Source organism: Streptomyces sp. NPDC021749 (assembly GCF_040640655.1).
Taxonomy (GTDB): Bacteria; Actinomycetota; Actinomycetes; order Streptomycetales; family Streptomycetaceae; genus Streptomyces.
Map to the genome: position 1 here is coordinate 134314 of NZ_JBFACE010000004.1, position 18223 is coordinate 152536.

16 protein-coding genes, 2 pseudogenes and 1 riboswitch are annotated in these 18223 nt (G+C 72.1%); of the genes and pseudogenes, 10 read left to right on the plus strand and 8 right to left on the minus strand.

All coding sequences use genetic code 11. The features are described 5' to 3' along the window. Positions 1-79 precede the first annotated feature (79 nt). A complete protein-coding gene (gene dacB, locus AB0G35_RS05680) occupies positions 80-1717 on the plus strand; it encodes a D-alanyl-D-alanine carboxypeptidase/D-alanyl-D-alanine-endopeptidase (protein WP_360944185.1) in 1638 nt (545 codons plus the stop codon). Between the two features lie 37 nt (positions 1718-1754). Here dacB and AB0G35_RS05685 read toward each other — a convergent pair. Together AB0G35_RS05685 and AB0G35_RS05690 are read right to left on the minus strand one after the other, a co-directional pair. Further along, positions 1755-1913, minus strand: a pseudogene (locus AB0G35_RS05685) (PPOX class F420-dependent oxidoreductase); the annotation flags it as partial. A gap of 292 nt (positions 1914-2205) precedes the next feature. Next, positions 2206-2523 carry a hypothetical protein gene (locus AB0G35_RS05690; RefSeq protein WP_360944188.1) on the minus strand — a complete coding sequence of 106 codons (318 nt, stop codon included), beginning with the start codon at positions 2521-2523 and terminating at the stop codon, positions 2206-2208. A 162-nt stretch (positions 2524-2685) separates the two neighbouring features. Between AB0G35_RS05690 and AB0G35_RS05695 the strand changes: the two genes are divergently transcribed. Continuing rightward, a complete protein-coding gene (locus tag AB0G35_RS05695; RefSeq protein WP_360944191.1) occupies positions 2686-3870 on the plus strand; it encodes a hypothetical protein in 1185 nt (394 codons plus the stop codon). A 63-nt stretch (positions 3871-3933) separates the two neighbouring features. Further along, a riboswitch (ZMP/ZTP riboswitch) is annotated at positions 3934-4021 on the plus strand. Positions 4022-4042: 21 nt separating this feature from the next. Then, positions 4043-4897 carry a tetrahydrofolate dehydrogenase/cyclohydrolase catalytic domain-containing protein gene (locus AB0G35_RS05700; RefSeq protein WP_360944194.1) on the plus strand — a complete coding sequence of 285 codons (855 nt, stop codon included), beginning with the start codon at positions 4043-4045 and terminating at the stop codon, positions 4895-4897. Positions 4898-4950: 53 nt separating this feature from the next. Here the strand turns inward: AB0G35_RS05700 and AB0G35_RS05705 are convergent, their stop codons facing one another. Then, positions 4951-5280 (minus strand): hypothetical protein, encoded by a 330-nt coding sequence (locus tag AB0G35_RS05705; RefSeq protein ID WP_360944197.1) that lies wholly within the window; start codon positions 5278-5280, stop codon positions 4951-4953. Further along, positions 5277-6416, minus strand: coding sequence for an MFS transporter (locus tag AB0G35_RS05710; RefSeq protein WP_360944610.1), 1140 nt, complete (start codon positions 6414-6416; stop codon positions 5277-5279). Before AB0G35_RS05710 ends, AB0G35_RS05705 begins: the two co-directional genes overlap by 4 nt. Between AB0G35_RS05710 and AB0G35_RS05715 the strand changes: the two genes are divergently transcribed. Next, positions 6371-6910, plus strand: coding sequence for a LysR substrate-binding domain-containing protein (locus tag AB0G35_RS05715; protein WP_360944613.1), 540 nt, complete (start codon positions 6371-6373; stop codon positions 6908-6910). The genes AB0G35_RS05710 and AB0G35_RS05715 overlap by 46 nt on opposite strands. A gap of 146 nt (positions 6911-7056) precedes the next feature. On the opposite strand, the pseudogene AB0G35_RS05720 reads toward AB0G35_RS05715, so the two are convergent. Beyond that, positions 7057-7272: pseudogene (locus AB0G35_RS05720) on the minus strand (pyridoxamine 5'-phosphate oxidase family protein); the annotation flags it as partial. On the opposite strand from AB0G35_RS05720, the gene AB0G35_RS05725 reads away from it, so the two are divergent. Next, on the plus strand, positions 7213-7512 hold the full coding sequence (locus AB0G35_RS05725) for a DUF6545 domain-containing protein (RefSeq protein ID WP_360944199.1): 300 nt from the start codon (positions 7213-7215) through the stop codon (positions 7510-7512). The pseudogene AB0G35_RS05720 and the gene AB0G35_RS05725 sit on opposite strands and share 60 nt — an antisense overlap. A gap of 97 nt (positions 7513-7609) precedes the next feature. On the opposite strand, the gene AB0G35_RS05730 is transcribed toward AB0G35_RS05725, so the two are convergent. The 3 genes from AB0G35_RS05730 to AB0G35_RS05740 form a co-directional block, all read right to left on the minus strand. After that, positions 7610-9028, minus strand: coding sequence for an aldehyde dehydrogenase family protein (locus AB0G35_RS05730; RefSeq protein ID WP_360944202.1), 1419 nt, complete (start codon positions 9026-9028; stop codon positions 7610-7612). Positions 9029-9223: 195 nt separating this feature from the next. Then, a complete protein-coding gene (locus AB0G35_RS05735; RefSeq protein WP_360944205.1) occupies positions 9224-10393 on the minus strand; it encodes an FAD-dependent oxidoreductase in 1170 nt (389 codons plus the stop codon). Then, entirely contained in the window at positions 10390-10710 is a 321-nt protein-coding gene (locus AB0G35_RS05740; RefSeq protein WP_030411057.1) for a bifunctional 3-phenylpropionate/cinnamic acid dioxygenase ferredoxin subunit, read from the minus strand. Before AB0G35_RS05740 ends, AB0G35_RS05735 begins: the two co-directional genes overlap by 4 nt. 168 nt (positions 10711-10878) lie before the next feature. Between AB0G35_RS05740 and AB0G35_RS05745 the strand changes: the two genes are divergently transcribed. The 5 genes from AB0G35_RS05745 (at position 10879) to AB0G35_RS05765 (ending at position 18218) form a co-directional block, all read left to right on the plus strand. After that, positions 10879-11682, plus strand: a complete 804-nt coding sequence (locus AB0G35_RS05745) for an IclR family transcriptional regulator (RefSeq protein ID WP_360944208.1) — start codon at positions 10879-10881, stop codon at positions 11680-11682. Between the two features lie 188 nt (positions 11683-11870). Next, the gene (locus tag AB0G35_RS05750; RefSeq protein ID WP_360944211.1) at positions 11871-12983 is read left to right on the plus strand and encodes an S-(hydroxymethyl)mycothiol dehydrogenase; all 1113 of its coding nucleotides are present in this window, start codon (positions 11871-11873) and stop codon (positions 12981-12983) included. Further along, a complete protein-coding gene (locus AB0G35_RS05755; RefSeq protein ID WP_360944214.1) occupies positions 12980-15433 on the plus strand; it encodes an FAD-dependent oxidoreductase in 2454 nt (817 codons plus the stop codon). The genes AB0G35_RS05750 and AB0G35_RS05755 overlap by 4 nt, the downstream gene beginning before the upstream one ends. A 195-nt stretch (positions 15434-15628) precedes the next feature. Next, positions 15629-16759: an aromatic ring-hydroxylating dioxygenase subunit alpha gene (locus AB0G35_RS05760; protein WP_360944217.1), complete on the plus strand. Its 1131-nt coding sequence runs from the start codon at positions 15629-15631 to the stop codon at positions 16757-16759. Next, on the plus strand, positions 16752-18218 hold the full coding sequence (locus AB0G35_RS05765) for an aldehyde dehydrogenase family protein (RefSeq protein WP_360944220.1): 1467 nt from the start codon (positions 16752-16754) through the stop codon (positions 18216-18218). Before AB0G35_RS05760 ends, AB0G35_RS05765 begins: the two co-directional genes overlap by 8 nt. The last annotated feature ends 5 nt before the right edge of the window (positions 18219-18223 follow it).

Sequence of the window (18223 nt, forward strand, 5' to 3'; positions counted from 1 at the left end):
GCAGGAGGCCCGGGAACACCTCCCGGGCCTCCCGCATGCCGCACCGGTGGCGGTCCGCGCCCCTGTCCACGGAGTCTGCATGTCACCATCCGCCATCCGCAGCAGGAACCGCCGGCGCACCCTCGTCGCCACGGCCCTCCTGCTGTCCGCCGGCATCGTCCTCACCGGTCTCGTCCGGGAGGCACCGCCGACGCCCCCGGGCACGCCCACCGGCACCGCCACCGGCCTGCCCGCCGACCGGGGCGGCCTCGACCCGCGCACCGCCGCCGTCCTGCGCAAACCGGCGTACCGGCACGCCCAGTGGGGCCTGTTCCAGCAGAATCCGCGCACCGGCAAGGTGATCCGGTCCCGCTACGCCGACCAGTTCTTCCTGCCCGGCTCCACCGCGAAACTCTTCAGCGTCAGCGGCACCTGGCACACCCTCGGCGCCGGCCACCGCTTCGTCACCCCCGTGTACGCCCTCGGACCGCGCCGCAACGGCACCCTCAGAGGCGACCTCGCCCTGGTGGCCCAGGGCGATCTGACCCTCGGCGGCCGGACCCGCAAGAACGGCACCGTCGCCTACACCACCGTCGACCACACCTACGCCAACGACATCCCCGGAGCCACCCTCACCCCGCAGAACCCGCTGGCCGGTCTCGACCAACTCGCCCGCCAGGTACGGGCGGCGGGGATCCGGCGGGTCGTCGGCGACGTCGTCATCGACCCGCGGCTGTTCCGCCCCGACCCCGCACTCGACCCGGTGCCCACCCCGCTGATCGTCAACGACAACGTCATCGACCTGCTGACCACTCCCGGCAGCGGTCCGGGCGCCCCCGCCGGCCTGGAGGTGCGCCCCAAGGTCGCGCCCTACCGGGTCACCTCCGCCGTCCGCACCGTCGCGCCCGGCCGGCCCGCCGACATCACCGTCACGACCTCCCCGGACGGCACCCGCATCCGGCTGACCGGCACCATCGCCGCCGGCTCCGCCCCCGTCCTGCGCATCGCGCCCGTCAAGGACCCCAACGCCTTCGGCCGCACCGCCCTGATCGAGGCGCTGGCACGGGCCGGCGTCCAGGTCACCGCACCGGCCGTCGGCCCCAACCCCGCCGCACGGTTGCCCCGTTCCTACCGGGGCGCCACCACGGTGGCCCGCTACACCTCCCCGCCCTACGCCGAGTACGCCGAGCTCATCCTCAAGGTCAGCCACAACCTCGGTGCGAACCTGGGCCTCTGCCTGATGGCCGTCCACAAGGGGAGCACCGACTGCCAGGACGGGTTCCCCGTGCTCGGCGCGTTCCTCGGCCAGGCAGGGGTCGACCGCCGGGCCGTCCAGCTCGCCGACGGCCGCGGCGGCAATCCGGCCGACCGGACCACCCCGCGCGCCCTGGCGCAGATGCTGACGTACTGGCAGCACACGCCCGAGGCCCGGCGCTTCCGCGAGGCGCTGCCCGTCCTGGGCGTGGACGGCTCCCTCGCGGACGACTGCCGGCACTGCCCCGCGCGCGGCAAGGTCTTCGCCAAGACCGGGACCGTGGCCGGCGCCGACGCCCTCAACGACCGGATCGCCGTGGGGGCCGAGACCATCGCCGGCTATCTGGACCGCGGCAAGGGCCGGTTCGACGTGTTCTTCGTCGGGGTGAACGGCGCCTCGGCACCGGACATCGACGGCGTCCTGGCCATCGGCAACGACGTCGCCACCGTCGCCGGCAACCTCCAGCAGCAGCGCACCGGCTGACGGCCGGGCCCACCGGCCCGGCCGCACCGGCCGCCCCTCATCCGGCCTGGCCGCTGTCCTTCAGGCTGCCCCAGCCGTGCCACCGCTCGACCTCGATCCAGGCGCTGACCCGGCGCCGGTCCCGCTGCGGATACGGCTTGCCCAGATAGCGCTGCGCCAGCCGGTCGATGTCCGTCAGCTGCGCGTCGTCCTTCATGGCGCCGGCGGAGCGGAATGTTCCGGAGGCGGGCGGCGTGCGGCTTCCTGATCATGCTTCTGCAGTACCGCAGGGACACCCTGCGGCACCGGCTCGGCACCGGCTCGGCACCGAGGGCGAGACGGCACACGCGGTGCTGTTCCTCTTCACCAACCGGTGCACGACCGGCTCGACGCTCTCCCCGGACGGCGGCCACACCCTGCGGTGGGGCCTGGCGGCCGCGCCGCGTCCGGCGTCAACACGGCGGATCGCCCGGGCGGTCCGTCCGCCCGGCGTCCCGCCCGCCGAGGGGTCAGGCGTCCTGGTGCGCGGGCCGGGCTGCCGGCACCGGCCGCCGGGGCGGCAACACGTCCGGCGCACGGTGCGGCCGCAGCGCGGTGAGTGCGGTCTCGGTCTCCTCCATCAGCGCTCGGTAGGAGACCAGCCGCTGCCACTCCGGATCGGCGACGCCGGGCACCGTGGCCGCGCGCTCCGTCCAGAGACGTACCAGCGCGGCGTAGACCGGGGTCTGCCGGGCGATTTCCGCGGTGATCCAGCTCGGCGTGGCCGCGGGACGGGGGAGGAACGTGTGACCGTGACCTGCGACGGTGCCGGAGGTGGGGGCGCTCATGGCCGTAGAAACGATTTTTCCGCCCTGGGGTCACTGCGTATTTTTCCGGCTGCCCGCACATGAGTCCCGGAGGCGGGGGGTCAACTCCCTCGAATATCACCTCATGCAGTGATCTATTGCCGGGAAGCGGTCCAATCCGGACGAAAGAACGTTGACGCTGTCATGGAACCGAGGGAGTTGTGGGAGCGCCACGCGGTACTCGCACAGGCGTTTTGCAGCAGCGATGACGAGGTCCGCCGGACGCAGGGACTCCTCGACGAGGCCGAGGCCCGCCGGTCCCGGACCCTGGCCGCCTTCGCCGTGACCGTCGGCAGCGACGCGGTGGTGGCGGACCTGCTCGGCCTGGACGAGCGCGAAGTGCGGCTGGCCCGCCGCACGGTGGGCAAGGACGACGCCCGCGCGGTCGCCAAGAGCCTGCTCGCCGAAGCGCCCCCCGCGCGCGAGACGTCCCCGACGCGGGAGCAGACCACGGTACGCGAGCCGTCCCCCGCCCAGCCGGCCGCCGCGCCGACCGCCCCCCGCCCCGCCCCGGCGCAGCCCGCCCCGGACCGGCCCACCACCGACCGGCCCGCCCCCGCCGGGACCGCCCCCGGCACCACGGCCGGCCAGTCCGGCGCGACCCCGGTCACCCACGACCCCGCCTGGGCGCCGGCCCTCGACGCGGTCCTGATGACCAGCTGGCACACCGGCGTCGACCTCACCGCACTCGCCACCGAACTCGGCCTGGACGTACGGCTCTTGGTCGCCCGCGCCCAGCAACTGTCCACGGAGACCCGCCCCACCCCGTCCCCGGCGCCGGACCGCACCGGCCGGCACCGAAGAATGGCCACCCTCCAGCCCTCCCCGCCGGCCGATACCGGCCCGGCCGCCTGGCGCGAACGCACCGACCGGCCCGCCTGGGAGCAGCACGAACACGACACCTGGAAACAGCAGCCGCACCAGCAGTACCAGTCCTACGCCGCGACCTACCCCCAGCACTCCCAGTACACCGCCTCGTCCACCTCGGCCGGCTACCACCAGTACCCCACCCACCAGACCCACCACGGCACCACGGGCCACCAGAGCCACCAGGCACACCAGCACCCCCACGACACCCGGACCGGGCAGACCCTCCACACCACCCAGCACGGTCAGCAGGTTCACCACGGGCACGAGCACCACTCCGGATACCAGGACCACCAGGGGTACCCGGCGTACGAGTCCCCGCCGCCACCCTCCGCCGCCCCCACCTGGGACGCCAACGCCATCACCGCCGCCCAGCACGACTGGGACGGCATCCTCAGCCAGTGGGAGGCCACCACCCCCACCACCCCACCCCTGTCCGCACCCGGTCACGGAGCCACCTGACCGGCCCGCGCTCCCGCCCGTGCGGCTCCTTGACCCCTACGGGTGAGCCGTCCTCTACAGTGGACGACGGGCCGTGACTGGCGCTTGGGTGGAGTACCACCGGGGAGCGGCCCGGCCACCATGGCCACTGCCGCGCGCCTGGGCGATCCACGACGACGCTCAGGAGTACCCGATGCCCTCGACCGCCCGCCTCATGGACGGCACCGCGCTGGCCCGCCGGATCGTCGAACAGGCCGCCGAGCGCGCCGCCGCCCTCACCGAGCAGACGGGCCAGGCCCCGTGTCTGGCGACCGTCCTGGTGGGGGAGGACCCCGCCTCGGTGACGTACGTCCGGATGAAGCGCAACCGCTGCGAGAAGGCCGGCATCCGCTCCCGGCACGTCGCGCTGCCCGCCACCACCACGACCGGCGAACTGGTCGACACCCTCACCGCGCTCTCCCAGGACCCCGAGGTGCACGGCATCCTCCTCCAGCACCCGGTCGGGCCGCACATCGACGAGCGCGCCGCCTTCGAGGCGATCGCCCCCGAGAAGGACGTCGACGGCGTCACCTACCACTCCTTCGCCACCATGAGCTTCGGCGCCGACGGCTTCGCCTCCTGCACGCCCGGCGGGATCCTCCGGCTGCTCGACCACTACGGCGTCGAGCTGGCCGGCAAGCACGCCGTCGTGGTCGGCCGCAGCGCGATCCTCGGCAAGCCGGTCGGGATGCTGCTGCTCGGCCGCAACGCCACGGTGACCTACTGCCACTCCCGCACCACCGACCTCGCCGCCCTCACCCGCCAGGCCGACGTCCTGATCGCCGCGGTCGGCCGGCCCCGCCTCCTCACCGCCGAACACCTCAAGCCCGGCGCGGTCGTGGTCGACGCCGGCTACAACCCCGGCAACATCGGCGACGTCGACTTCGACTCCGCCGCCACCCGTGCCTCCCTGATCACCCCGGTCCCCGGCGGCGTCGGCCCCATGACCATCGCCACCCTCCTCACCCAAACCGTCGACGCGGCCACCCGCCAGCTCAAGTCGGCCTGACCGCACCGAGCCCCCGGAGGCGGCCCCGCGCTGCCGTCGCTGCCCCGCCCGGCCTAGCGGCGGCGTCCCACGACCGTGAGCTGGGGCGGGTGCAGCGCGGTTCCGGGGTGGTGGCGGACCTCGAAGCCACGGGCCACCAGGACCTCGGCGAGAGCCCGGTACACGATCCGGCCCAGCTCATCACCGCTGGAACGCGGCGGAGCGGGCAGCCCTGCGTCCGGCCCCGGCCCGTTCCACAACACCAGCGCCCCCTCGCCCACCCAGTCCCGCTCGACGTACACGCCCGTCTCCCCGTCGCACCCGTCCAGCGAGGGGGCGAGCCGGAACCCCGAGCTCGCGAGGGCTGCACAGACCTCGTCCGCGAGTGCCGTCGCCCGTGTCATGAACTCTCCCGCCCCCGATAGGTCATCACCGTGGCCGCGCCCGACAGGCCGAGGACTGCCAGCGTGAGCAAAGCGGGCCCATAGCTTCCGGATTCCTGGATCAACGCCCCGGCTGCGGCCGGCCCCACGGCGGAGCCGGTTCCCACCGTGGTGTAGAGAACGCCCAGGATCTTTGTCAGGCGGGCGAGCCCGTACTGGTCGCCCAGCACGACGGGGATGAGCGCGATATAGCCTCCGTAACTGACGCCCAGCACGACGGCGAACGCCAGGAGGCCACCGAATCCCTCCGAGGCCAGCCACAGCAGCGGGCTGACGGCGATCACCACATGGCACCCCTTGAACAGGTTGAGCGTGCCGATCCTCCGGGCCACCGCGCCCAGCGCCAAGCGTCCGACGATGCTGCTGACCCCGATGACGGAGACGAGACCCGCGGCGGCGACGCCGGGTACACCGTGGTGACGGGCGTACTGGGGAAGTTGCACGAAAGGTACGTAGATGACGATGTTGATGAGGAGCGCCGAGAGGTAGAGGGTGCCGAAGCCTCGTCGAGCCCGGCCGGTCCCCGGAGCGGCGGTCGCCACCGGCTCGTGCCGAGGAGGGCGGGGGACGAGGGCCGCGCACAACAGGAGCAGCACCACTCCTCCCGCGGCGTAGTACTCGTACGAGCGGCGCTGGCCGAACGTGTCGACCATCCAGGCGGACAACGGAGAGCTGACCACCGTCCCCACGCCGACCCCACTGACCACGATGCCGGTGGCGAGCGCGCGTTGGCGGTCGAACCACCTTCCGACGGCGGTCATGACGGGCACGTAGACGCAACCGACACCGAGCCCGGTGCCCAGCCCGTAGGCCAGGTACGCCTGCCACAAGGCCGTCGCGTGGGCGGTGAGGAACAGCCCGAGCGCCAGAAGCCCTCCGCCACCCGCCAGCACCACCCGGGGCCCGTAACGGTCCGCCAGCGGGCCGGAGACCGCTCCGAGGCTGAAGAACAGAAGAGAGGTGATCGAGAAAATGGCCGATCCCGCGCCGCTTCCCGTTCCGAAGGAAGCGGAGAGCGGAGAAAAAACTGACCGTAACTGTAGGCCAGCCCATAGGCGACGCAGACGGCAACCGTGGCGCCGGCCGCAGCCAGCCAGGCACGCGGCGAGTCCCGGCCGGCCTCACCGACGGCCGCTCTCACCTCGCCATCCTGCGCTCCGCGCCCGAAGGCGACCTCGACTTCTTCCCCTTTCGCGACGAACACCGCGTGGTGGCCCTGCCCCTCGGTCACCCTCTTGCCGGGAACGGAACGGTCACACTGGCCCAGACCAGGAACGACCCCCTCGTCGTCAACATCATTTCCGGCAGCGGAACGCCCGGCCTGCGGGCGACAACCTCCCCCGGACGTCCCATAGTTGAGGTGAACAACGTCGACGAATGGCTGGAGGCCATCGCCGCCGGACGCGGTATCGGCGCTTCCACCTCTTCCACCGTGACCCTCCATCCGCATCCCGGCGTGATCTACCTGCCCTTGAAGGACGCCGCCCCCGTCAGCGTCCTCATCGCCTGGCGGAGCCTGGACTCCCACCCGCACACGGCCCACTTCGTTGCGGCCGCGAAACGCTGGAGCCGGTTCCGGCCCCGCGACTGACCCGTGGGCGAGGCAACCGGAAGCACGCCCGCCCACATGTCCGGGGTGACCTCGTCGTCCCGGTCGCGCGGCGGCCCGGTGCGGACCTTCACCGCTGACTCGGTGAGATCGAGTGCCGTCACGGCGACGGCAGCCAGTTCCCTGGCGTCGGGGCGTCGGGCGTAGTCCCATGAGCCGGGGGCCACGTGCTCGGCGAGCACCTGCATCCCGTGCCGCTTGGCGTCCTCACCCGGAATCGTCCGGGCCCTTCCCGGCACGACCGCCGAGCGGTAGTTCACGGAGTGGTGGAACACCGAGCGCCCGTGGACGATGCCGTCCACATGCGTCACCGGCCGCCGTCGGCAGAGCGCGCGCGCCTGCACATCGGAACAGCGGCGGAACTCCCTCCCCGCAGGGCAAAGGCGGCAATCGTGGCCTGTCTGCTCAAGGAAGCGTGCCGCGCTCGACTGGCCGGGCATCCTCCCGAGGCGCAGCCGGTCGGCCTCACCGCCATCGGTGGTGACGATCTCGCGGAGGAGACCGCATTCCTGCTGGAAGTGGCCCGCGCGTACACCTCACCACTGGTGGGTTCGTTCCCCGCCCACGTCGGGCGGTCGGTCTGATTCCCTACGAGCGGCGATCCCCCGGGACCGCCTGCCGCACAGTCGGCCGAGGCACTTCGTCCGGCGTGAACGGCAGGCGTTCCCCGGGGGCAACCGTTCAGAGCTGGAGCGACTTCGGCTGCAGGAATTCCATGAGGCCGTGCTTGCCGAGTTCCCGCCCGACGCCCGATTGCCGGTATCCGCCGAAGGGCGCGAGCGGATTGTATCCGCCGCCGTTTACGGTCACTTGGCCGCACAGCATCGCGCGCGCGAAGGCGATGGCCTGTTGCCGATCGGCGGCCCAGACGGACCCCGCGAGGCCGTAGTCGGAGTCATTGGCGATGTGCAGGGCCTCCGCTTCGTCCTCGTACTTCATGAACGAGAGCACGGGGCCGAAGATCTCCTGACGGGCGATGCTCATCGTGGGAGTGACGTCGGCGAAGACCGTAGGGCGGATGTAGTACCCCTTGTCGCGGCCTTCGGGGGTTTCCGGGCCACCCACGACGAGACGGGCGCCTTCCGCCAAGCCCGTACGGATGTGATCGCGGACCCGGTCCCGCTGGGCACCGCTCACCACCGGGCCCAGGCGGCAATCGGGATCGGCCGGGTCCCCGGGCACATAGGCGGCGATCTCCTTGACGGCGAGGCGAAGCGCTTCCTCGTAGTCATCGGCACTCACCAGCGTGCGCGTCAAGGCATTGCAGGACTGCCCGGCGTTGCGCATCACGTCGGCGACGTTGGCGCGGACAGCCTGCGTGAGGTCTGCTCCGGGGAGGATGACATTGGCGGACTTGCCACCGAGCTCAAGAGCGACGGGTTTCACCGCAGCGCCGGCGACGGAACCGATGTGCCTGCCGACGGCCGTGGATCCCGTGAACGAAATCATGTCGACCCCGGGGTGGCGTACCAGCGCCTCCCCGGCTTCCGTTCCCCGGCCGGTGACGAGGTTGAAAACCCCCTCGGGCAGGCCGGCGGCCGCCACACACTCGGTGAACAACTGGGCCGACAGCGGCGTCAGTTCCGCAGGCTTCAGTACGACCGTGCAGCCGGCGGCGAGTGCCGGCACGACCTTGCAGACGATCTGGTGCAGCGGGTAGTTCCACGGTGTGATGGCACCGACGACTCCGACGGGTTCGAGCACGACAAGCGAATTGCCCACCTGTTCCTCGAAGGCGAAATCGGCCGCCAGATCGGCGTGCAAGCGCGTCACGGTGACGGGAAGACCGGCCTGCACCCTGCGGGAGAAGCCGATGGGGGTGCCCACTTCGGCGGTGATGAGCGAGGCCATCTGCTCCTGCCGAGCGACGAGTTCGCCGGACAACGCGGTCAGTAACTCGGCACGCCGGGTGGGTGCGGTGGCCGCCCAACTCGGCAGTGCCGAACGGGCCGCGTGGACCGCGGCATCGACGTCGGCTGCGGAACCGGCCGGAACGCTCCCGATGACCTGCTCGTCGGCGGGATTGACGACTTCGAGGGAATCCGTTCCTTCCGCCGGTCGCCAGCGTCCTTTGATGAACACCTCCTGGTGCGCGATCACAAACGTGCTCCTCCCTAGATCACGGCTGGTAGGGGAAACCTAACCTCGGGCGCCACGGAGGCACCAGTGCGGACAGGGAGTTCGAGTCCGGTGCCGGCGGACACCCCTCCGTTGCGCACACTGTGCTGCCGTTCCGTGCCGGAGCCCGGCGCGGTTCGGCCTGGGCGAGGACGCGCACAGGGGGTGGGGCGGGGGTCAGGCCGTGGCCGGCTGGGTGGTGCGGGTGAGTTCGCGGCGGTGCCGCATGAAGGGGCGGGGGCGGTTGAGGGCGAGGACCGCGGTGGTGCGGCCGTCGCGTTCGTAGGTGGCGAGGAAGCTGCGGTCGTCGGGGGAGCCTTCGAGGAGGTGCGGGGTGTCGGTGGGGCCGCGGCGGCCGGCGAACTGGATGCGGACGCCGTACTGGTCGGACCAGAAGTAGGGCAGGGCCCGGTGGGTGGTGACCGTGCGGCCGGCGAGGAGGTTGCGGGCGGCGACCGCGGCCTGTTCGGTCGCGCTGGTCCAGTGCTCGGTCCGGACCCCGGCCACCCTGGCGACGTCGCCGACCGCGACGACGTTGGGCAGCGCGGTGACGCAGCCGGCGTCGCAGACCACGCCGTCGTCGAGGGGGAGTGCGGAGGAGGCGAGCCAGTCGGTGTGCGGGCGGACGCCGATGCCGACGACGACCACGTCGGCGGGCAGGCGGCGGCCGTCGGACAGTTCGACCGAGGTGACGCGGGGGCCGGCGCCGGCGCCGTGCAGCCCGGCCACGCCGGTGCCGGTCAGCAGGGTGACGCCGTGGTCCGCGTGCAGTGAGGCGCAGATCCGGGCCATCTCGTCGCCGAGCTGGGGCAGGAGCGGCAGCGGGGCGGCCTCGACCACGGTGACGTCATGGCCGAGGGCGGCACAGGATGAGGCGACCTCGGCACCGATGAATCCGGCGCCGATGACGACGACGCGGACCGGGCCCCGGGTCAGGTCGGCGCGCAGCGCCCGGGCGTCGTCGAGGGTGCGCAGGGTGTGGGTGCCGACGAGTGCCGGGCCGGGGAGGCGGCGGGGGGTGGCGCCGGTGGCGAGGACCACGCCGTCGGTGGCCAGCGGCCGGCCGTGGTCCAGCAGTACCGCGCCGGCGGCGGTGTCCAGGCCGGTGGCGCGGGTGCCGAGCAGCCATTCGGCGTCGAGCTCGGCGGTCTCCTCGGCGTCGGCCAGGGCGAGTTGGTCCTGGCCGGTGGTGCCGGTGAGGAAGTCCTTGGACAGCGGGGGCCGGTCGTAGGGGCGGTGGTGCTCGTCCCCGACGATCACCAGCCGGCCGTCGAACCCCTCGGCGCGCAGTGCCCGGGCGGTGTACAGGCCCGCCAGCGAGGCCCCGATGACAGCGACCGACTTCATGCGGCGGTGCCCTCCTCGGCGACGTGGTGCACGTAGATCATGCCGTCCTCGACGGTCACCGGGTGGGTCCGTACGGCCCGGCGGGCGGGCAGACAGGTGGGCGCACCGGTGCGGAGATCGAATGAAGCGGCGTGCAGCGGGCATTCGACCAGACACCCCTCCAGCCAGCCGTCCGCGAGCGAGGCGTCCTGGTGGGTGCAGGTGTCGTCGATGGCGTACAGCTGCCCGTCGGCGTTGAAGACGGCGATCGGAGGAGCGGTGTCGATGCGTACGGACTCGCCTGCGGGCAGGTCGGCGAGGTGGCAGACAGGAATCACAGGACCCCCCTGTTACTCTTCGGTATCATCGAGTTTCGCGTTGCGCACGATGGAGCGCTATGCGCAACAGAATCCCGACCGGGAGCGGGCGCGTCAAGCGCTCCCCGGAATTGCCGACTGCTCGAATTCGGACCCGCAACCGGGTCGCCAGGTGGTGAGAACCAACACATGACGGACATGGTGGAGGGGCAGACGGACGGCAGGCCGTCGAAGGGACCGGCGAGCGCCGTGCAGTCGGTGGACCGCGCGGTGACCGTTCTGGAGATCCTCGCCCGGCACGGCGAGGCCGGGGTGACCGAGGTCGCCGACGAACTGGGCGTCCACAAGTCGACCGCGTTCCGGCTGCTCGGCGTGCTGGAGAGCCGGGGCCTGGTCGGGCAGGAGCAGGAGCGCGGCAAGTACTTCCTCGCGGCCGGGGTGCTGCGGCTGGCCGGTGCGGCCGCCGTCCGGCTGGACATCTCCCAGGAGGGCGCGGCCGTCTGCCGCCAACTGGCCGACGAGCTCGGGGAGACGGTCAACATCGCGGTGCTGGAGGGCGATGCCGCGGTGAACATCATGCAGGCCCGCGGTCCGGCCTCGGTCACCGCGCAGAACTGGCTCGGCCGGCGCACCCCGCTGCACGCCACCTCCAGCGGCAAGGCGCTGCTGGCGTACCAGCCGGCGCCGGTCCAGGACGCCGTCCTGAGCCGGAAGCTGCCCCGGCTCACCGAGCGGACGGTCACCTCCGCCGAGGAACTGCGCCGCGAGCTCAAGGAGGTCGTCGAGCGCGGTTTCGCGATGGCGGTCGAGGAACTGGAGCTGGGGCTGCGCGCGGTCGCGGCACCGGTGCGCGCGCACGACGGCTCGGTGATCGGGGCGATCAGCGTGTCGGTGCCCGCGTACCGGCTGGACGAGGACCGGCTGCCCGAGGTCGTCCAGGGCACCGTTTCCGCGGCCGAGGAGCTCTCCCGCCGTATGGGGTACGCCTGTTGACCATCTGGCAAACACCTGACGGCGGCGGGGCCGGGGCGAACAGCTCCGGCCCCGCCGCCGTGTCCGGATGCGTCATGAGCCTTTTACGAACAGCTGGCCCGCACCCCTTGACGGTGCCGAGACGGCCTTCCCACTATGTCTCTCATCGCGCAACCAGTCGTGCACTGCGCAACACTGAGGGGTAGGGCATGCCACACGAAGTCCATGCCGTCGTCGCGGCGAAACAAGGCGCACCCGTCGAACTCCGGACCATCCTGGTGCCGGACCCCGGCCCGGGCGAGGCACTCATCGCCGTACAGGCCTGCGGAGTCTGCCACACCGATCTGCACTACCGGGACGGCGCGATCAGCGACGAATTCCCCTTCCTGCTGGGCCACGAGGCCGCCGGAATCGTCGAGGCCGTCGGCCCCGGCGTCACCGATCTTGCCCCCGGGGACTACGTCGTACTCGCCTGGCGGGCCCCCTGCGGCAGCTGCCGGTCCTGCCGCCGCGGCCGCCCCTGGTACTGCTTCGACTCCCGCAACGCCACCCAGCGGATGACCCTGCCTGGAGGCACCTCCCGGACGAAGTCTGGGGGAGGCACACCGCTCAGCCCGGCGCTCGGCATCGGCGCCTTCGCCGAGAAGACCCTGGTCGCGGCCGGACAGGCGGTCAAGGTCGACCCCGCCGCCCGGCCCGAAGCGGCCGGACTCATCGGCTGCGGTGTGATGGCCGGATACGGCGCCGCCGTGCACACCGGGGGAGTGGGCAGCGGTGACACCGTCGCCGTCATCGGCTGCGGCGGCGTCGGCAACGCCGCGATCGCCGGCGCCTCGATCGCCGGCGCCCGCCGGGTCATCGCCGTCGACATCGACGAACGCAAACTCGACGGCGCCACCCGCTTCGGCGCCACCCACACCGTCAACTCCCGCCGCACCGACCCCGTCGAGGCGGTACGGGAACTCACCGGCGGACACGGTGCCGACGTCGTCATCGACGCCGTCGGCCGCCCCGAAACCTACCGACAGGCCTTCTACATGCGGGACCTGGCCGGAACCCTCGTCCAAGTCGGCGTCCCCGCCCCCGACATGACGATCGAGCTGCCCCTCATCGACCTCTTCGGCCGCGGCGGCGCACTGAAGTCCTCCTGGTACGGCGACTGCCTGCCCAGCCGCGACTTCCCCGTCCTCATCGACCGCCACCTCGGCGGACGCCTCGACCTCGACGCCTTCGTCACCGAACGGATCACCCTCGACGAGGTCGAGTCCGCCTTCGAGAAGATGCAGCGCGGCGAGGTCCTGCGCTCGGTGGTGGTCCTGTGACCCCCGCACCCTCCACCCCCGCCCGCGTCGTCATCATCGGCGCCGGCATCGTCGGCTGCTCCCTCGCCGACGAACTCACCGCCCGCGGCTGGACCGACCTCACCGTCCTCGACCAGGGCCCGCTGCCCGCCCCCGGCGGCTCCACCTCACACGCCCCCGGCCTGGTCTTCCAGACCAGCCCCTCCAAGACCCTGACGGCCTTCGCCCGGTACACGGTGGAGAAGTTCTCCGCCCTCGAAGTGGACGGCCTGCCGTGCTTCAACCCGGTCGGCGGCCTGGAACTGGCGACCACCCCGGAACGCTGGGCCGATCTGCACCGCAAGGCCGGCTGGGCCGCCTCCTGGGGCGTACGCGGGGAGCTGGTCTCCCCCGCCCGCTGCAAGGAGATGTGGCCCCTCATCGACGCATCGATGATCCTCGGCGGCTTCCACACACCCGATGACGGACTGGCCCGCGCCCTCCTCGCCGCCCGCGCCCAGAGGGAGCGGGCCGAGAAACGCGGCGCCCGCTTCCTCGACCGCCACACCGTCACCGGCATCGAACAGGACGACGGCCACGTCACCGGCGTGATCACCGACCGCGGCACCTTCCCGGCCACCCACGTCGTCTCCGCGGCCGGCTTCTGGGGCCCGGTCATCGGCCGCATGGCGGGCGTCGACGTCCCCCTCCTCCCCCTCGCCCACCAGTACGCGAAGACGCAACCGCTGCCGGAACTCACCGGCGCCAACGACCCCCGCACCGAAGCCTCCAAGCCCATCCTCCGCTTCCAGGACCGCGACCTGTACTTCCGCGAGCACACCGACCGCCTCGGCATCGGCAGCTACGCCCATCCACCCCTGCCCGTCGACCCGTTCACCGTCCCCGGCTACGACCAGGCACGCGCCAGGAACCTGGACATGCCGTCCTCGCTCCCGTTCACCGAAGAGGACTGGGCGCCGAGCTGGGAGGACAGCCGCCAACTGATGCCCGCCCTGCGCGACACCGACATCGACGAGGGCTTCAACGGCGTCTTCTCCTTCACCCCCGACGGCATGCCCGTCCTGGGCGAGTCCGGTGCGCTCCGCGGCTTCTGGCTCGCCGAGGCGGTGTGGGTGACCCACTCCGCGGGCGTCGCCAAGGCGGTCGCCGAATGGATGGTCGACGGCCACGCCCGGACCGACCTGCACGAATGCGATCTGCACCGCTTCGAGGAGGCCCAGCGTTCCCCCGCGTACGTGCACGACCGCGGAGCCCGGCAGTTCATCGAGGTCTACGACGTCATCCACCCCCTCCAGCCCCTGGACCAGCCCCGCCCGCTGCGCGTCAGCCCCTTCCACGCCCGCCAGCAGGAACTCGGCGCCCACTTCCTGGAGGGCGGCGGCTGGGAACGCCCGCACTGGTACGAAGCCAACGCCCCCCTCGTCACCGACACCCCGGAACGCGACCCCTGGGCGGCCCGCCACTGGTCCCCCATCGCCGCCGCCGAAGCGAAGGCCACCCGCGAGAAGGTCGCCCTGTACGACATGACCCCGCTGCGCCGCCTGGAGGTCACCGGCCCCGGCGCGCCCGCCTTCCTCCAGCGCATGACGACCAACAACCTCGCGAAGCGGCCGGGCGCGGTGACGTACACCCTGCTCCTCGACGAGAAGGGCGGCATCCGCTCCGACCTCACCGTGGCCCGGCTCGGCCCGGACCGCTTCCAGGTGGGCGCCAACTCACCCGCCGATCTCGCGTGGTTGAAGCGGCACGCGCCTTCCGATGTGCACCTCCGCGACATCACCTCCGGCACCTGCTGCATCGGCGTATGGGGCCCGCTCGCCCGCGACCTCGTCCAGCCTCTGACCCGCGACGACTTCTCCCACGAGGCGTTCGGCTACTTCCGCGCCAAGGAGACCCACCTCGGCCACGTCCCCGTCACCGCCCTGCGCCTCAGCTACGTCGGTGAACTCGGCTGGGAGCTGTACACCACCGCCGACCTGGGCCTCCGCCTCTGGGACACGCTGTGGGAGGCCGGGCAGCAGCACGGCGTGATCGCGGCCGGCCGCTCGGCGTTCAACAGCCTGCGCCTGGAGAAGGGCTACCGCTCCTGGGGCCACGACATGACCGAGGAGCACACCCCCTACGAGGCCGGCCTCGGCTTCGCCGTCCGAATGGACCGCGGCGACTTCCTCGGCCGCACCGCCCTCGAACAACTTCCGCCGCCCGAAAGGAAATTGACCGCACTGCTCCTCGACGACCCGGCCGCCGTCGTCCTCGGCAAGGAACCCGTCCATGTCGCCGGCACCCCCGCCGGCTACGTCACCAGCGCCGCCTACGGCTACACCCTCGGCCGCTGCGTCGCCTACGCCTGGCTGCCGGCCCACCTCACCACCGGCACCGGCGTACACATCGAGTACTTCGGCGAGAGGCTCCCCGCCACCGTCGCCGACGAGCCGCTGTTCGACCCGAAGATGACCCGCATCCGCCGCTAGGAGACGCCGTGTCACCGTCCTACGACGTCATCGTCATCGGCCTCGGCGGCACGGGCAGCGCCGCCGCCCACCACCTGTGCGCGTCGTCGGGGAAAACCGCGCCGACCTGGCGCTGACCGGCACCACCGAGCACCCTACCGAGCTGTTCGACCCGCGCCGGCCCGCCGCCGCGCCCGCCGTCCCAGGAGTCCGCGCATGACGACCACCCACCTGCCGCCCAGCCTGGTCGCGACCCTCCCCGGCCACTACTACACCGACCCCGCGCTCTTCCGCACCGAACAGGAGCGGATCTTCGAGCGCATGTGGTTCTGCGCCGCCCGCTCCGCCGACCTCGACAAGCCCGGCGCCTTCCGCACCGTCCAGGTCGGCCGCGAGAACGTCCTGATCACCCGCTCCCGCACCGGCGAACTGCGCGCCTTCCTCAACGTCTGCCGGCACCGCGGCGCCCGCCTCTGCACGGAATCCCAGGGCGAGGTCCGCCGCACCCTCCAATGCCCGTACCACGCCTGGACCTACGACCTCGACGGCAAGCTGATCGCCGCCCCCAACCTCACCAAGATGCCCGACATCGACCGCACCGCCTACGGCCTGGTCACCGTCGCCCTGCGGGAATGGCTCGGCTACGCATGGGTGTGCCTGGCCGACCAGCCACCGTCGTTCGAGGACACCGTGATCGGCGCGGCCGTCGAACGGCTCGGCGACACGGCCGCCCTCGACCACTACGGCACCGAACGGCTCGCCCTCGGCAAACGCCTCACCTACGACGTACGGGCCAACTGGAAGCTCATCGTCGAGAACTTCATGGAGTGCTACCACTGCGCCACCATCCACCCCGAACTCACCGAAGTACTCCCGGAGTTCGCCGACGGATACGCCGCCCAGTACTACGTCGGCCACGGCGCCGAGTTCGGCGACGGCGTCAAGGGCTTCACCGTCGACGGCAGCGAGGGCTTCGGCAGACTCCCCGACGTCTCCGACGACCAGGACCGCCGCTACTACGCCCTCACCGTCAAGCCCACGGTCTTCGTGAACCTCGTACCCGACCACGTCATCCTGCACCGCATGTTCCCGCTCGCCGAGGACCGCACGGTCGTCGAATGCGACTGGCTCTACGCACCGGACGTCCTCGCCTCCGGGGCCGACGTGTCGAAGTCCGTCGAACTGTTCCACCGCGTCAACGCCCAGGACTTCGCCGCCTGCGAACGCACCCAACCCGCCATGTCGTCCCGCGCCTACCGCTCCGGCGGCGTCCTCGTCCCCACCGAACACCACATCGGCATCTTCCACGGCTGGCTCCGGCAGCAGCTGGGAGCCGACGGTGCCTGACCTGCTCATCGGCGGCAGATGGACCACACCCCGGGACGAGCGGACCCGCGAGATCCGCTGCCCCGCCGACGGCACCCTGGTCGCCGTCGTCGACGAGGGCGGCGGCAAGGACGCCGCCGACGCGGTCGCCGCCGCCCGCCACGCCTTCGACCACGGCCCCTGGCCCACCACCCCGGCCGCCACCCGCGGGGACCTGCTGCTCCGCGTCGCCGCCCGGCTCGAACGCGACCGGCCCGCCCTCGCCCGCGCCGAATCCCTCGACACCGGAAAACGCCTGGCCGAGAGCGAAACCGACATCGACGACGTCGCCGCCTGCTTCCGCTACTTCGCGCGCCTGGCCGACACCGACGACGGCCGGCTGCCCGACCCCGGCATCCCCGGCGTCGACAGCCGCATCGTGCACGAACCGATCGGCGTCTGCGCCCTGATCACCCCCTGGAACTACCCACTCCTGCAAACGAGTTGGAAGGTCGCACCCGCCCTGGCCGCGGGCAACACCTTCGTGCTGAAGCCCAGCGAACTCACCCCGCACACCGCCCTCCACCTGATGCGGCTGCTCCAGGAAGCCGGACTGCCGGACGGCGTCGCCAACCTCGTCCTGGGCACCGGACCGGAAGCCGGCGCCCCGCTCACCCACCACCCCGACGTCGACATGGTCTCCTTCACCGGCGGACTGCTCACCGGCCGGCGCATCATGGCCGCGGCGGCCGGCACCGTCAAACGCGTCGCCCTCGAACTCGGCGGCAAGAACCCCAACATCGTCTTCGCCGACGCCGACTTCCACACCGCCGTCGACCACGCCCTGACGGCCGTCTTCCTGCACTCCGGACAGGTCTGCTCGGCGGGCACCCGGCTGCTCGTCGAGGACGCCCTGCACGACCGCTTCGTCGACGAGATCGTGCGCCGGACCCGGCTGATCCGGCTCGGCGGCCCCTTCGACGCCCACGCCCGCACCGGACCGCTGATCTCCGCCGCCCACCGCGCCAAGGTCGAGGCCTACGTCGCCGCCGGCCTCGCCGAGGGCGCGGTGCTGCGCTGCGGCGGCGCCCGCCCCGACGACCCCCGACTCGCCGACGGCCACTACTACCTGCCCACCGTGCTCGACGACTGCCGGGCCGGGATGTCCGTGGTCCGCGAGGAATCCTTCGGACCCGTGCTCACCGTCGAGCGCTTCACCGACGAGGACCAAGCGGTACGCCTCGCCAACGACACCGTCTACGGACTGGCCGGCGCCGTCTGGACCACCGACCAGGCACGCGCCGACCGGATCGCCGTCGCACTGCGCCTCGGCACCGTATGGATCAACGACTACCACCCCTACCTCCCGCAGGCGGAGTGGGGCGGCTTCAAACAGTCCGGCACCGGCCGGGAACTCGGCCCCAGCGGGCTCGCCGAGTACCGGGAGATCAAACACATCTGGCGCAACACCGCGCCCGCGCCGGTGCACTGGTTCGACTGAGGAGG

Excerpts from the sequence above, each read along its gene's own strand:
- dacB (WP_360944185.1), top strand. The coding sequence starts at position 80 with ATGTCACCATCCGCCATCCGCAGCAGGAACCGCCGGCGCACCCTCGTC.
- AB0G35_RS05690 (WP_360944188.1), bottom strand. The coding sequence starts at position 2,523 with ATGAGCGCCCCCACCTCCGGCACCGTCGCAGGTCACGGTCACACGTTC.
- AB0G35_RS05695 (WP_360944191.1), top strand. The coding sequence starts at position 2,686 with ATGGAACCGAGGGAGTTGTGGGAGCGCCACGCGGTACTCGCACAGGCG.
- AB0G35_RS05700 (WP_360944194.1), top strand. The coding sequence starts at position 4,043 with ATGCCCTCGACCGCCCGCCTCATGGACGGCACCGCGCTGGCCCGCCGG.
- AB0G35_RS05705 (WP_360944197.1), bottom strand. The coding sequence starts at position 5,280 with ATGACACGGGCGACGGCACTCGCGGACGAGGTCTGTGCAGCCCTCGCG.
- AB0G35_RS05735 (WP_360944205.1), bottom strand. The coding sequence starts at position 10,393 with ATGAAGTCGGTCGCTGTCATCGGGGCCTCGCTGGCGGGCCTGTACACC.
- AB0G35_RS05745 (WP_360944208.1), top strand. The coding sequence starts at position 10,879 with ATGACGGACATGGTGGAGGGGCAGACGGACGGCAGGCCGTCGAAGGGA.
- AB0G35_RS05750 (WP_360944211.1), top strand. The coding sequence starts at position 11,871 with ATGCCACACGAAGTCCATGCCGTCGTCGCGGCGAAACAAGGCGCACCC.
- AB0G35_RS05760 (WP_360944217.1), top strand. The coding sequence starts at position 15,629 with ATGACGACCACCCACCTGCCGCCCAGCCTGGTCGCGACCCTCCCCGGC.